The organism is Streptomyces sp. NPDC096136, assembly GCF_044763325.1.
GTDB lineage: Bacteria > Actinomycetota > Actinomycetes > Streptomycetales > Streptomycetaceae > Streptomyces.
Genome location: NZ_JBIWFZ010000003.1, coordinates 1 through 14,082 on the forward strand (window position 1 = coordinate 1; position 14,082 = coordinate 14,082).

Sequence of the window (14,082 nt, forward strand, 5' to 3'; positions counted from 1 at the left end):
CGTCGAGAGGTCGTTGCCGAAGGACGCCGTCTCCGAGGTGAAACGGTCACCCGTCAGCTGCATACCGTCACCCGAGTCACCCGCGAAACGGATGATCACCCGGTCGACACGGCGGATCTCCTTGCCGGCTCCATCGGTCCGAGGCGCGCCGCGCTGCTCACCGATGGCCCCGCCGGCCCCGTCGGCCTGCTCGGCCGGGCTACTGACCTGGCTGGTCACTGAACTGGACCTCCTTCGAGGCGTGGGCGTTCACTCCCAAGGCCAACCCTACGTCCGTGACGTGATCCGTCCCTGGGCCGCCCGCATTCTGGACCGCCCGTTTCGAGGCGGTCTGTCCGACAGACGTCGTGCTCTACTCGAAATATTCCAAATCACCCGGCCGTCGCACGGTGGCGTCGCCGTCGCGTGCCGTAACTGACAGACTGTCAGTCGATCAGGACCTGAGGTAGGTCAGAACCGCCAGCACGCGCCGGTGATCCCCGTCACTCGGAGACAGGCCCAGCTTCATGAAGATATTGCTGACGTGCTTCTCCACGGCCCCGTCACTCACCACGAGCTGCTTGGCTACAGCGGAATTCGTCCGTCCCTCCGCCATCAGTCCGAGCACCTCGCGCTCGCGCGGGGTCAGACCGGCCAGGACGTCCTGCTTGCGGCTGCGGCCCAGCAGCTGCGCCACGACCTCGGGATCAAGGGCCGTACCGCCCTGCGCCACCCGGACGACGGCGTCGAGGAACTCGCGCACGTCGGCGACGCGGTCCTTCAGCAGGTACCCCACCCCGGTGCTGGAACCGGCCAGCAGTTCGGTGGCGTACTGCTCCTCCACGTACTGCGACAGCACGAGCACCCCGATCCCGGGGTGATCGCGGCGCAGCCGTACGGCGGCCCGCACCCCCTCGTCGGTGTGCGTCGGCGGCATCCGCACGTCGGCCACCACCACATCCGGCAGGGCTCCCTCGGCCGCCAGGTCCGCCACCGTCTTGACCAGGGCCTCCGCGTCCCCGACGCCCGCCACGACGTCATGCCCCCGGTCGGTCAGCAGCCGGGTCAGGCCCTCACGGAGCAGCACTGAATCCTCGGCGATGACGACCCGCACCCTGTTTTCCACGTTGTGAAGCTCCCGCCCGCTCGCATACCCGTATGGCACGCCAAGCATCCCAGCCGAAGCCGCGGTTCCGGTCCGGCCGGGATCAAGGACGGGGCGGCCTCAGGCGCGCCAGGGCAGCTCCGCTGTCGCCGTCGTGCCGTGGCCCTGCGACACGTCCACGACCAGCACCCCGTCCACCGCGTCCAGCCGCTCCGCGAGCCCCGCCGGGCCGCGCCCGGCGGAGGGGCCGGCCGGGCGCGGCCCGTCGCCCGCGACCCGGATCATCAGCCGCCCCCCGGACCTCCACACCTCCACGCTCGCGCTCCGCGCCCCCGCGTGCCCGCTCACGTCCCGGAGCAGCTCGGACACGGTGAAGTACGCGAGCCCCTCGATCGCCGCCGCGGGCCGGGACGGCAGGTCCACCTCCACCCGTACCGGAACCGCGCACCGCGAGGCCACCGCCGACAGCGCCGCGTCCAGCCCCCGGTCGGTCAGCACCGCGGGGTGGATCCCCCGGGCGAGGTGCCGCAGCTCCTGGAGGGCGGTCTTCACCTCCCCGTGGGCCTCGTCCACCATGCGGGCGGCGGCCCGCGGGTCCTCGGCCAGCTTCTCCTTCGCCAGCCCCAGGTCCATGGCCAGCGCCGCCAGCCGCGCCTGGGCCCCGTCGTGCAGCTCCCGCTCGATGCGCCGCAGGTCGGCCGCCGCGGTGTCGACGACCGCCCCGCGGTCGGACTCCAGCTCGCTGACCCGGTCGTCGAGCCGCGACCGGCCGAGCAGCCCCGTGACCAGGACCCGGTCGACGGTCACCAGGCCCCGGATGACCCAGGGGGCGGCCAGCGTGAGGCCCAGCCCGATCAGAGCGGCGACGGCGACGGCAGGCGGCGAATCCAGATAGAAGGTGTAGTCGCCGTTCTGGAACAGCTGCAGTCCGGGCTGGTCGGTGAAGGCCGGGAAGACCCAGAACCACAGGGGGTACAGCAGCATGCTCCACCCGTAGCCCCACAGGACGAGGGCGAGGCAGGCGGAGAACACCGCCCAGGGGAAGTGGACCAGCGAGTACAGCACGTGCCGCCAGGCGCTGCCGCTCTTCAGCAGCGCCCCCATCGCGGCCGGCACCCCCGGCCTCCCCGCCCGCACCGGCGCCGGCGCCCCGACCGGCACCCGCAGCAGCCCGCGCACCCGGGCCCGCTCCACGAGGCCGAACCCCCGGCACATGGCGAGCACCCCGGCCAGGACCGGCACCCCGACGAACGTCACGAGCAGACCGGCCCCGGCGGACAGCCCGGCGATCGCGAGCCCGAAGTACACCGTGCTCAACGGCAGCCCGACCACCAGGTACAGCAGCTCCCGCCAGGTCCGCCCGGCCACGGGCGCCAGCAGCGCCGCCCGCATCCCACCCCTGCGCTCCGCCATGTCCGGACCACCTTCCATCCCGTTCGCCGACCCCTCCACCCTCCGTCGGCCCCCCGCCCCGGAACCATCCGGCGGGTCGGCGTCCCGCCCGGGGGGTTAACCCCACCCCCTCAGCCGCGCCCGCGCCACGGCAGCTCCGCCGCCACCACCGTCCCCCCACCCGACGGGGACTCCACCACGAAGCCCCCGTCGACCGCCCGGATCCGTTCCGCGAGGCCGGCCAGGCCGCTCCCCGCGGACGTACGGGCTCCGCCCCGCCCGTCGTCCCACACCCGGATCAGCAGGCGGGTCTCCTCCCGCCACACCTCGACGCCCGCGCCCCGCGCCTGCGCGTGCTTGCTGACGTTCTGCAGCAGCTCCGACACCACGAAGTACGCGATCCCCTCGATCGCCTCCGCGGGCCGCTCCTCCAGCCGCACCGACACCTTCACCGGCACCAGGCACCGTGCCGCCACCGACGACAGCGCCGCGTCCAGCCCCCGGTCCGTCAGCACCGCCGGGTGGATCCCCCGCGCCAGGTCGCGCAGCTCCTGGAGCGCGAGCTTGACCTCCCCGTGCGCCTCGTCGACCATGGCCGCCGCGCCCTCGGGGTCCTCCAGCAGCTTCTCCTTCGCCAGGCCCAGCCCCATCGCCAGCGCCACCAGCCGCGCCTGGGCCCCGTCGTGCAGGTCCCGCTCGATGCGCCGCAGGTCGGCGGCCGCCGTGTCCACGACCACCCCGCGCCCCGACTCCAGCTCGGCGATCCGCCGCTCCAGCCCGTCCGAAGGCGAGAGCAGGCCCCGCACCATCGCCCGGTCCAGGTTCGCCATCAGGCGCACGACGTACGGCAGCACCGGCCACAGCACGAACAGCCCGAGCAGGGCGATACTGAAGGTCAGCACCCCCCAGGGCAGCCGGACCAGCTCGAACAGCACGGTCCGCCACGCCACCGGGTCCTTGATCCCCGACCACAGCCAGGGGAAGAACCCGCCGGAGCGGCCCGGCCCCGGCAGCGGGCTCGGCTCGTCGACCCGCAGCCCCAGCAGGGCCCGGGCCCGTATCCGCTCCAGCACTCCGAGCTGCCGGGACAGGTACAGCCCGGCCAGCAGCAGCGGCAGCCCGACCACCGTCACGGCCAGGCCGCCCGCCGTCGCAAGCATGACAACCGTGTAAACAAACCCGATCAACGCCACCGGCAGATTGGTGACCAGATAGGCGATCTCCTTCCACGTGGCCGCGGCGAAAACGGGCCGGACGGGAGGAGGGGAGGAAGCTTGATCGTTCGCGGTCATGCGGCCCAGCCTGTCAATTCCGCCCCGGCAATGCCATGGGGTGGCCAGGCGCGAGTAAACGGGGGGTAACCCCACCCCGTGCGGACCAGGGCCTAGACTCCCGTCCGTACCAGATCACCGAGAACGTCGACAGTGGCCGAGGAGCGAGGAACGGACGTGCCCGAACCAACGGTATCGACCGGGACCGTGACCGCCGCGGACTACTTCCAGAGCTATTCCGTCGTCGGCCTGCTCGCCGTCCTCGGCGTGCTCTTCGTCGCCGTGGCCTTCGGCGCCGGCCGCCTGCTGCGGCCCGTGGTCCCCACCCCGGAGAAGCTGCTGACGTACGAATGCGGCGTGGACCCCGTGGGGGAGGGCTGGGCGCACACCCAGGTCCGCTACTACGTCTACGCGTTCCTCTACGTCATCTTCGCCGTCGACTCGATCTTCCTCTTTCCGTGGGCGACGGTCTTCGCCGCCGCCGGCTACGGCGCCACGACCCTGGTGGAGATGTTCGTCTTCCTGGGATTCCTGGCCGTCGGCCTGCTCTACGCGTACAAGAAGGGCGTCCTCGAATGGACGTGACACCGGCTGCCGTGACCCCGGAGCCCGTTCCGCTTCCGGAACCCAGGAGGCTGGGGGTCCTCTCCCGCCTGGCCCCCGAGCCGATGAAGGTGGTCCTGAACTGGGGCCGCCGCTACAGCCTGTGGGTCTTCAACTTCGGCCTCGCCTGCTGCGCGATCGAGTTCATCGCCGCGTCCATGGCGCGTCACGACTTCATCCGCCTGGGTGTCATCCCCTTCGCGCCCGGCCCGCGCCAGGCCGACCTGATGATCGTCTCGGGCACGGTGACGGACAAGATGGCCCCGGCCGTCAAGCGGCTCTACGAGCAGATGCCCGAGCCGAAGTACGTCATCTCCTTCGGCGCCTGCTCCAACTGCGGCGGCCCGTACTGGGACTCGTACTCGGTCACGAAGGGCGTCGACCAGATCATCCCCGTCGACGTCTACGTGCCCGGCTGCCCGCCGCGTCCCGAGGCCCTGCTCCAGGGCATCCTCAAGCTCCAGGAGAAGATCGCCCGGGAATCGCTGGCCGAGCGCTACAGCGACCGGCCGTCGGTCGGGCAGCTCACCAGCGGCCTGGTGACGCCCCCGCCCGCCCCGGGGGCCGGCGCGTGAACCTCTACGACTCCCTCCCCGACGCGGCCCCGACCGTCTTCGGCGCCGAGGCCGTGGCCTCCGTCGCGTACGACGTCCTCACCGTGGACGTTCCGGCCGGCTCCTGGATCCCCTCGCTGGAGATCGCCCGCGACAAGCTGGGCTGCACCTACTTCGACTGGCTGAGCGCGGTCGACGAGCCGGGCACCGGCTTCCGGGTCTGCGCGCACGTCGTCGCCCTGGAGGGCGGGCGCGTACGCCGCCTCCTGCTGCGCACGACCGTCCCGCACAGCGCCCCGAGCCTCCCGTCGGTGGTCGCCGTGTACGCGGGGGCGGCCTGGCACGAGCGCGAGACGTACGAGATGTTCGGCGTGGTCTTCACCGACCACCCGCACCTCGTCCACCTCCTGCTCCCCGAGAACTTCGAGGGCCACCCGCTGCGCAAGGACTTCGTCCTGGCGGCGCGCGTCGCCAAGGCCTGGCCCGGAGCCAAGGAGCCGGGCGAGGCGCACGACCCGGACGCGCCCAAGCGCCGCCAGATGCTCCCGCCCGGCGTACCGGACCCGAACGAGTGGGGCCCCCTGAAGGGCCAGCTCCCGCCGGCCCCGGCCCGCCCGGCCCGCACCCCCCGCGCCGCGGGCGCGGCCGCCCGCACCCCCCGCGAGGGGGCGCCGGTCCGCCGCACCCGCTCGGTGACGGAGGGCTCGGCCACCCAGCCCGCCGAGGCCACCCCCGAATCCCCCGGCCCGGCCCGCCGCACCCGCCCGGTCGCCGACGGCTCGGCGAGCCAGGCGGCCCCGGCGGCGGACGTCCCGGGTGAGCAGGCGGCCGAGGCCCCGCGCCCGGCCCGCCGCACCCGCCCGGTCGCCGACGGCTCGGCGAGCCAGGCGGCCCCGGCCGACGGCGCCGAGCCCCCGGCACCGGAAGCGGGCGCCGCGCGCCCGGCGCGCCGCAGCCGCTCGGCGGCGGACGGTTCAGCGAGCCAGGCGGCCCCGGCGGCGGACGTCCCGGGTGAGCAGGCGGCCGAGGCCCCGCGCCCGGCGCGCCGCAGCCGCTCGGCGGCGGACGGCTCGGCGAGCCAGGCGGCCCCGGCCGACGGCGCCGAGCCCCCGGCACCGGAAGCGGGCGCCGCGCGCCCCGCCCGGCGCAGCCGGTCCGCCTCGGAGGGATCCGCCGGTCAGACCCCCGCGCCGGAGCCGGAGGCGCCCCGGCGCCCGGCCCCGCGCAGCACGGACGCGCCCTGGCACAACCCGAAGCCCGCCTTCGACGAGCCGGCCCCCGAGCCCGGCCCGAACCCCGAAGCCGGGCCCGACCCCGACCCCGACCACGACACCACCGGAGGCGACGCGTGAACGACGTCCTCGACGTCGCCCTGCGACTGATCGTCGTCTTCGCCGTCTTCCTCGTGCTCCCGCTCGTCATCGGGCAGACCGAGCACAAGGTGATGGCGCACATGCAGGGCCGCCTCGGCCCCATGTACGCCGGCGGCTTCCACGGCTGGGCCCAGCTCGTCGCCGACGGCGTGAAGTTCGCGCAGAAGGAGGACATCGTCCCGGCCAACGCCGACCGGAGGATCTTCCAGATCGCCCCGGCCGTCGCGCTGCTGCCGTACCTCCTCGTCCTCCTCGCCATTCCCATCGGTCCCGGAGAGGGCGCCGTCGGCCAGGTCATCGACGCCGGCCTCTTCTTCGCCCTCGCCGTCATGGGCATCGGCGTGCTCGGCAGCCTCATGGGCGGCTGGGCCTCCGCCAACAAGTTCTCCCTCCTCGGAGGCCTGCGCACCGCAGCCCAGCTGCTCGCCTACGAGCTGCCGATGCTGCTCGCCGCCGCCTCCGTGGCGATGGCCGCCGGGACGGTGTCGCTGCCCGGCATCGTGGGCGCCTTCGAGTGGTGGTGGCTGCCCTGGCAGATCATCGGCGCGCTCGTCTTCTTCACCGCCGGCCTCGCCGAGCTCCAGCGGCCCCCGTTCGACATGCCCGTCGCCGACTCCGAGATCATCTTCGGTGCGTACACCGAGTACACCGGCCTGCGCTTCGCGCTGTTCCTGCTCGCCGAGTACGCCGGCATCGTCGTCCTGTGCGCCCTGACCACCGTCCTCTTCCTCGGCGGCTGGCACGGCCCCTTCGGCGGCGACGGCCTCGGATGGGTCTGGACCCTCCTGAAGATCGCCGTCCTCGCCTTCGTGGTCATCTGGCTCCGCGTGAGCTACCCGCGCCTGCGCGAGGACCAGCTCCAGAAGCTCGCCTGGACCGTACTCATCCCCCTCGCGCTCGCCCAGATCGCGCTCACCGGCATCGTGAAGGTGGCGATCCAGTAATGCCCCCGATCCCCGGATCCGGCCTCGCCAAGGGCCTGGCCGTCACCCTGCGCACGATGACCAAGCGCGCGCACACCGCCCAGTACCCCGAGGTGCAGCCCGAGCTCCCGCCCCGCAGCCGCGGGGTCATCGGCCTGTTCGAGGAGAACTGCACGGTCTGCATGCTGTGCGCCCGAGAGTGCCCCGACTGGTGCATCTACATCGACTCCCACAAGGAGACGGTGCCCGCCGCCACCCCCGGTGGCCGCGAGCGCAGCCGCAACGTCCTCGACCGCTTCGCCATCGACTTCTCCCTCTGCATGTACTGCGGCATCTGCATCGAGGTGTGCCCCTTCGACGCCCTCTTCTGGTCGCCGGAGTTCGAGTACGCGGAGACCGACATCCACGACCTCACCCACGAGCGCGACAAGCTGCGCGAGTGGATGTGGACGGTCCCGGCCCCGCCCGCGCTGGACCCCGGCGCCGAGGAGCCCAAGGAGATCGCCGCCGCCCGCAAGGCCGCCGAGAAGGCGGAGGCCGCCGCGGCCGCGGCCGAGTCCGGGGCGACCCCGCCCGCGGACGGCACCCCCGACACCCCGGCGGGAGGCACCGCCTGATGTACGCCGCCCACTTCGCCGCAGCCGCCGGCGCCGTCACGGCGGCCGTGCCCGGCGGCCCCGCCCCCGCGCCCGGCCCCGGCTTCCTCTCGCCGACCGGCGTCGAGATCGCCTTCCTCCTCGTCGGCCTCGCCACCCTCGGCGCGGCCCTCGTCACGGTCACCACCAAGCAGCTCGTGCACGCCGCCCTCTGGCTGGTCGTCGCTCTCGGCGGGATCGCCGTCGAGTACCTGCTGCTGACCGCCGAGTTCATCGCCTGGGTCCAGGTCCTGATCTACCTCGGCTCCGTGGTCGTCCTCCTCCTCTTCGGACTGATGCTCACCAAGGCCCCCATCGGCCGTTCACCGGACGCCGACTCCGGCAACCGGTGGGTCGCCCTCGGCGTCGCCGGCGCCGCCGGCGCCACGCTCGTCTGGGTGGTGGCCGACGCGTTCCGCACCACCTGGATCGACCTCGACGGCCCCGCCCAGGGCTCAACCAAGGTCTCCGGCGAGATCCTCTTCCAGCACTGGGTGCTGCCCTTCGAGGCGCTCTCCGTCCTCCTCCTCGCGGCCCTGATCGGCGCCATCGTGCTCTCGCGCCGCACCACCCCCGCCGAGGAAGCCGCCGACGCGGCCGAAGCCGCCGCCCGCACGGGCGCCGGGAAGGGGCAGCGCTGATGCACCTCGCCTACCCCGCCGTCCTCGCGGCCCTCCTCTTCGCCATCGGCCTCTACGGCGTGCTCGCCCGCCGCAACGCCATCTTGGTCCTGATGTCCGTCGAGCTGATGCTCAACGCCGTCAACCTCAACCTGGTGGCCTTCGACGTCTGGCTGCGCGACACCCTGCACGCCGGCCAGGCCCTCACCCTCTTCACCATCGCCATCGCCGCCGCCGAGATCGGCATCGGCCTCGCGATCGTGCTGATGGTGTACCGCAACCGGGGCACCTCGGACGTGGACAAGCTGCGCGACACCGCCGAGGGCCACGAGCCCGCCCGGCCCGACGACACCACTGCCCGGCCGGAGGTCGCCGCGTGAGCACCACGACCCTCGCGGTCCTCGTCCCGCTCCTCCCGTTCCTGGGGGCGGTCGCAGGACTCCTCCTCGGCCGGACGGCGCCCGGCTTCGTCAAGCCGCTGGCCGTCCTGCCGACGCTGGCCGCCGCCGTCCTGGCCGTCCTCGTCGCCGTCCGGCAGGGCGGCGGCGCGGCGATCAACACGGCGACCGAGCTGACCCCGACCGGCTCGGTGCCGATCGAGCTCTCGTTCCACATCGACGGCTTCGCCGCCCTGGTCGCCGTCGTGGTCGGCGTGGTCGCCACCTGCGTCCAGGTCTACTCGACGGCGTACCTCCGCGAGGACCCGCGCTATCCGTCGTACGCAGCCCTGGTCTCCCTCTTCACCTCCGCCATGCTGCTCGTCGTCTACTCCGGCGACCTGATGGTGCTGCTGGTCGGCTGGGAGGTCATGGGCATCTGCTCGTACTTCCTGGTCGGCCACTACTGGGAGACCGAGGCGGCCCGCTCCGCCTCCCTCAAGGCCTTCCTCGTCACCAAGCTCGGCGACGTCCCCTTCCTGATCGGACTGTTCGCCCTCGCCACCGACGCCGGCTCCTTCCAGATCACCAAGGTCCTCGGCACCGTGGCCTCGGGCGGACTCGACCACCCGACGCTCATCGGGCTGCTCCTGCTCGCCGGCGTCGCCGGCAAGTCCGCGCAGTTCCCGCTGCACACCTGGCTCCCCGACGCCATGGCCGGCCCCACCCCGGTCTCCGCGCTGATCCACGCCGCGACGATGGTCGCCGCCGGCGTCTACTTCATCGCCCGCCTCCTCCCGGTCTTCACCGCCTCGCAGGCCACCCTGGTGGTCATGGCCCTCATGGCCGGGATCACGATGGTCGGATCCGGCCTCGCCGCCCTGGCCCAGGACGACATCAAGCGCGTGCTCGCCTACTCCACGGTCGGCCAGCTCGGCTACATGATCGGCGCCCTGGCCGTCGGCGACCGCGGCGCCGCCGTCTTCCACCTCATGTCCCACGGCGCCTTCAAGGCACTGCTCTTCCTCGGCGCCGGCGTGATCATCCACGCCGCCGGCACGAACTCCCTCGCCGCCATGTCCCGCATGGACGGCCTGGCCCGGCGCATCCCCGACGCCTTCTGGACCATGACGATCGCGCTCCTCGCGCTCGCCGCCGTCCCGCCCTTCGCCGGCTTCTTCTCCAAGGAAGCCGTCCTCGTCGCCGCCGAACACGCCGCCGGCGGACGCTCCGACGTCGCGCCCAGCACGGCCGGCTGGGTGGTGCTCGTCGCCGGCGTGCTGACCGCCCTGCTCACCGCCGCCTACGCCACCCGCCTGTGGCTGATGGCCTTCCGCGGCCGGGGCGCCGCCGCCCCCGACCACGGCCGGGAGCCCCTCGCCATGACCGGCGTGCTGTGGCTGCTGTCCGTCCCCTCGATCGCCTTCGGCCTCGCCGCCGTCCCCCTCGCCGACTGGTTCGACGGCAAGGAGCTCACCCCGACCGTGACCACCTCGGTCCTCGGCACCGGCGCCTCGCTCGTCGGCGTGATGCTCACCTACGCCCTGTGGCAGCGCGCCACCGCCCGGGCCGCCGCCGGCATCCGCAACGGAGACGCCGTCCCGGCGTCCGTCGCCGCCGCCGAATCCGCCGCCGAGACCCCCGAGGTCGCCGAGGTCACCCACGACCACCCCGCCGTGCCGGCCGCCCCCGCGGCCGACCCCGGCCGGGCCCTCCTCGGCCCGCTGCACCGGCACGCCGCCGACGGCTTCCACCTCGACGCCGTCTACGACCGGCTCTTCGTCCGCCCCGTCCGCGCGGGCGCGAGCCTGGTGCGCTTCCTCGACCGCGAGGTCGTCGACACGTACGTCCGCGGCGCGGGCGCCGGACCCCGGCTGCTCGGCGGACTCGTCCGCCGGGCCCAGACCGGCAACGTGCAGAGCTACCTGAGCGCCCTGCTCGCCGGCGCCGTGGTCCTGGCGATCGCCACCGCCGTCCTCGCCAACGTCAACGCCGGATCGTGAGCCGAGAGTCAGCCGTGATCGATATCAGCCCGTCCGTGATGCAGTTCCTTCTGGCGTTCATGGTGGCCGCACCGCTCCTCGGGGCCGTCGCGGCCCTCCTCCCGGCCCCGCCCGGGCTCAAGGGCAGGAGCCCCGAACAGGCCGTGCTCCGCCACGGCGTCACCCTCACCGGTGTCGTCCTCGCCGCGGCCGTCGCCCTCACCCTGGGCTTCGACCACGACACCCCGTCCCGCTTCCAGGCGACGACGGACATCAGCTGGATCCCGGCGCTGAACATCCGGATCCACCTCGGTGTCGACGGCATCTCGCTCCCCCTCCTCCTGATGACCGCGCTGCTGTTCTTCCTCTGCGCGGTGTACAGCTACTTCAAGCTCCCCGAGGGCCCCTCCCCGAAGGCCTTCGTGGCCCTGCTGCTCGTCCTCGAATGCGGCACCCTCGCGACCTTCGCCGTCCTCGACCTGATGCTGTTCTTCCTCGCGTTCGAGACGGTCCTCATCCCGATGTACTTCCTCATCGCCCGCTGGGGCGGTGCTCAGCGGCGTCCCGCCGCCTGGAAGTTCATCCTCTACACCCTCCTCGGCTCCGTGGTCATGCTCCTCGGACTGCTGCTGATCGGACTGGACAGCGGCACCTTCGACATGGTGGCACTCGCCTCTGACAACGGCCGCGGACTGGGCCACACCACCCAGATCCTGGCCGTCCTGGCCATCGGCCTCGGCCTCGCCGTCAAGACCCCGATGTGGCCCCTGCACAGCTGGCTGCCCGACGCCCACACCGCCGCCCCCACCGTCGGCTCCGTGCTCCTCGCGGGCGTCATGCTGAAGATGGGCACGTACGGGTTCGTCCGCATCCTGCTCCCCACCACCCCCGAGGGCATGCAGGCCCTCGCCCCCTACCTCGGCGCCTTCGCCGCGGTCGGCATCGTCTACGGCTCCCTCGCCTGCCTCGCGCTGACCCGCAAGGGCGCCAAGGGCGACCTCAAGCGCCTCGTCGCGTACTCCTCCGTCGGCCACATGGGCTTCGTGCTCCTGGGCATCGCGACCCTGACCCCCACGGGCGTCAACGGCGCGCTGTTCGCGAACATCGCCCACGGCCTGATCACCGGCCTCCTCTTCTTCCTGGTCGGCGCCCTCAAGGACCGCTACGGCAGCAGCGACCTCGACACCCTCGCCGGAGCCACCGGCGCCGCCCTCTACGGCCGCGCCCCCCGCCTCGGCGCGCTCCTGGCCTTCGCCGCCGTCGCCTCCCTCGGCCTGCCCGGCCTGGCCGGCTTCTGGGGCGAGATGCTGGCCCTCTTCGGCGCCTTCGACCCGGCCGCGGGCCTGTCCCGCCCGGCCTTCCTCACCTACATGGCGCTCGGCGCGCTGGGCACCCTGCTCACCGCCGCCTACCTGCTGATCGTCGTGCGGCGCGTCTGCATGGGCGACCCCAAGGCCGGTCCCGAACCGGCCCTCGCGGACGTCCAGCACTACGAGTTCGCCGCCTGGACCCCGCTCGTCGCCCTCACCGTCCTCGCCGGCCTGTGGCCCGCCACCCTCCTCGGCCTGACCGACCCGGCCGTCCAGAAGCTCCTCGCAGGAGGCAACGCATGACGGCCCTGACGGCCCTGGCAGCCGACACCCCCAGCCTGGTCCAGTCCGTCGACTGGCTCGCGATCACGCCCGTGGTCCTGCCCGCCGCCGTCGCCCTGGTCGTGCTGGTCGCCGACCTCTTCCTGCCCGAGGCCCGCAAGCCGGTCCTCGGCTGGATCGCGGTCGCCGGCCTGGCCGCCGCGACCGCCGCCCTGCTGCCGCTGCGCGCCGGAGACCGCGCCACCTTCTGCCTCACCGGCGACCCCGGCGCGTGCAGCTACACCGTCGACCACTTCGCGCTCGTCATCCAGTTCCTGGTCCTGGCCGGAGCCCTGGTCACCGCCCTGCTGTCGGTCACCGCCGTCCACGAGGGCCGCATGCCGGCCGGCGAGTACTGGTTCCTGCTGCTCTCCTCCGCCGCCGGCGCGGCCCTGCTGCCCGCCTCCCGCGACCTCGCCACCCTGATCGTCGCCCTCGAGGTCGCCTCGCTGCCCGCCTTCGCCCTCGTCGGCATGCGCCGCGGCGACCGGATGTCCTCCGAGGCCGCCCTCAAGTTCTTCCTGTCCTCGGTCACCGCCACCGCCGTCTCCCTGATGGGCGTCAGCCTCGTCTACGCCGCCACCGGCTCCCTGCACCTGGTGCGGGTCGCCGACCGGCTGGAGGACGTCCCCGGACAGCTCGACGCCCTCGCCATGGCGGGCGTCGCCCTCACCCTCGTCGGCTTCGCCTTCAAGACCGCGGCGGTCCCCTTCCACTTCTGGGTCCCCGACACCTACGTGGGCGCCCCGCTGCCCGTCGCCGGCTACCTCTCGGTGATCGGCAAGGCCGTCGGCTTCACCGGGCTGATCCTCGTCACGGTGATCGCCTTCCCCGCGTACTCCGACGTCTGGGGCCCCGCCCTGGCCGTGCTCGCCGCGCTCACCATGACGCTCGGCAACACCGCCGCCCTGCGCCAGTCCCCGGACCGCCCGCACGGTGCCGTACGGCTGCTCGCCTGGTCGTCCGTCGGCCAGGCCGGCTACCTGCTGGTCCCGATCGCCGCGGCCGCGTACTCCGACCGCGACCAGATCGGCTCCACCGTCGCCTACGCGCTCATGTACGCCGCCGTGAACCTCGGCGCCTTCGCCGTCGCCGCGCTGGTCGCCCGGACCAAGCCGCTGCACCGCATCAGCGACTACCGCGGCCTGTACGCCGAGCGCCCCGCCGCCGCCCTGTCGCTGGCCTTCTTCCTGCTCTGCCTGGCCGGACTGCCGCCGGGCGTCATCGGCCTCTTCGCGAAGGTCACCGTCTTCCAGTCCGCCGTCGGCGCCGGCCTCGGCTGGCTCGCCGTCCTCATGGCCGTCAACGTCGTCATCGCCCTGTACTACTACCTGCGCTGGACCTCCCTCCTCTTCCGCGCCCCGGAGGGCTCCGGGGCGCCGGGGGAGGCGCCCGCCCGCGCCCGGGCGCCCTGGCCCGTCGCGGCCGCCATCGCCCTCACCGCCGTGACGGCCCTGGTCCTCTCGGGCGCCCCCCAGCTGGTCCTGCGCTTCGCCGAAGGCTCCCTCTTCCCGCTGTAACCCCGCCCCGACGCGACCGCCCCGCACACCCTCACCCGTACGGAGCAACCCCCGCCGCCGCCCCCGGACCCTGCCACCGGGGCGGCGGGGCCCCGCCGCGCCCGGGAACCAGACGCC

General features: G+C 73.5%; 13 protein-coding genes and 1 pseudogene. 10 read left to right on the forward strand and 4 right to left on the reverse strand.

What is annotated here, in order from left to right:
• From ACIRBY_RS06210 to ACIRBY_RS06225, 4 genes and pseudogenes are all read right to left on the reverse strand, one after another.
• Window positions 1-219, reverse strand: a pseudogene (locus ACIRBY_RS06210) (2-oxoglutarate ferredoxin oxidoreductase subunit alpha); the annotation flags it as partial.
• Window positions 220-433: 214 nt separating this feature from the next.
• Window positions 434-1,093, reverse strand: a complete 660-nt coding sequence (locus ACIRBY_RS06215) for a response regulator transcription factor (protein ID WP_366450496.1) — start codon at window positions 1,091-1,093, stop codon at window positions 434-436.
• A 111-nt stretch (window positions 1,094-1,204) separates the two neighbouring features.
• Window positions 1,205-2,497, reverse strand: coding sequence for a sensor histidine kinase (locus ACIRBY_RS06220; protein WP_403896922.1), 1,293 nt, complete (start codon window positions 2,495-2,497; stop codon window positions 1,205-1,207).
• Between the two features lie 110 nt (window positions 2,498-2,607).
• On the reverse strand, window positions 2,608-3,768 hold the full coding sequence (locus ACIRBY_RS06225; protein ID WP_403896925.1) for a sensor histidine kinase: 1,161 nt from the start codon (window positions 3,766-3,768) through the stop codon (window positions 2,608-2,610).
• A 156-nt stretch (window positions 3,769-3,924) separates the two neighbouring features.
• Here ACIRBY_RS06225 and ACIRBY_RS06230 point away from each other — a divergent pair, with 156 nt between their 5' ends.
• From ACIRBY_RS06230 to ACIRBY_RS06275, 10 genes are read left to right on the forward strand one after another with little or no spacing between them, the layout of a single operon-like run.
• Window positions 3,925-4,332 (forward strand): NADH-quinone oxidoreductase subunit A, encoded by a 408-nt coding sequence (locus ACIRBY_RS06230; protein ID WP_042820021.1) that lies wholly within the window; start codon window positions 3,925-3,927, stop codon window positions 4,330-4,332.
• Entirely contained in the window at window positions 4,323-4,925 is a 603-nt protein-coding gene (locus ACIRBY_RS06235; RefSeq protein WP_403896928.1) for an NADH-quinone oxidoreductase subunit B, read from the forward strand. The genes ACIRBY_RS06230 and ACIRBY_RS06235 overlap by 10 nt, the downstream gene beginning before the upstream one ends.
• Window positions 4,922-6,256, forward strand: a complete 1,335-nt coding sequence (locus ACIRBY_RS06240; RefSeq protein ID WP_403896931.1) for an NADH-quinone oxidoreductase subunit C — start codon at window positions 4,922-4,924, stop codon at window positions 6,254-6,256. The genes ACIRBY_RS06235 and ACIRBY_RS06240 overlap by 4 nt, the downstream gene beginning before the upstream one ends.
• Window positions 6,253-7,221 carry an NADH-quinone oxidoreductase subunit H gene (locus ACIRBY_RS06245; protein ID WP_403896933.1) on the forward strand — a complete coding sequence of 323 codons (969 nt, stop codon included), beginning with the start codon at window positions 6,253-6,255 and terminating at the stop codon, window positions 7,219-7,221. The genes ACIRBY_RS06240 and ACIRBY_RS06245 overlap by 4 nt, the downstream gene beginning before the upstream one ends.
• Window positions 7,221-7,817: a NuoI/complex I 23 kDa subunit family protein gene (locus ACIRBY_RS06250; protein ID WP_403896936.1), complete on the forward strand. Its 597-nt coding sequence runs from the start codon at window positions 7,221-7,223 to the stop codon at window positions 7,815-7,817. Before ACIRBY_RS06245 ends, ACIRBY_RS06250 begins: the two co-directional genes overlap by 1 nt.
• Window positions 7,817-8,476, forward strand: coding sequence for an NADH-quinone oxidoreductase subunit J (locus ACIRBY_RS06255; protein ID WP_403896939.1), 660 nt, complete (start codon window positions 7,817-7,819; stop codon window positions 8,474-8,476). The genes ACIRBY_RS06250 and ACIRBY_RS06255 overlap by 1 nt, the downstream gene beginning before the upstream one ends.
• Window positions 8,476-8,835 (forward strand): NADH-quinone oxidoreductase subunit NuoK, encoded by a 360-nt coding sequence (gene nuoK / locus ACIRBY_RS06260; protein WP_403896942.1) that lies wholly within the window; start codon window positions 8,476-8,478, stop codon window positions 8,833-8,835. The genes ACIRBY_RS06255 and nuoK overlap by 1 nt, the downstream gene beginning before the upstream one ends.
• Window positions 8,832-10,835: an NADH-quinone oxidoreductase subunit L gene (locus ACIRBY_RS06265; RefSeq protein WP_403896945.1), complete on the forward strand. Its 2,004-nt coding sequence runs from the start codon at window positions 8,832-8,834 to the stop codon at window positions 10,833-10,835. Before nuoK ends, ACIRBY_RS06265 begins: the two co-directional genes overlap by 4 nt.
• A gap of 38 nt (window positions 10,836-10,873) precedes the next feature.
• A complete protein-coding gene (locus tag ACIRBY_RS06270; RefSeq protein WP_403898189.1) occupies window positions 10,874-12,427 on the forward strand; it encodes a NuoM family protein in 1,554 nt (517 codons plus the stop codon).
• Window positions 12,424-13,965: an NADH-quinone oxidoreductase subunit N gene (locus tag ACIRBY_RS06275; RefSeq protein WP_403896947.1), complete on the forward strand. Its 1,542-nt coding sequence runs from the start codon at window positions 12,424-12,426 to the stop codon at window positions 13,963-13,965. The genes ACIRBY_RS06270 and ACIRBY_RS06275 overlap by 4 nt, the downstream gene beginning before the upstream one ends.
• The last annotated feature ends 117 nt before the right edge of the window (window positions 13,966-14,082 follow it).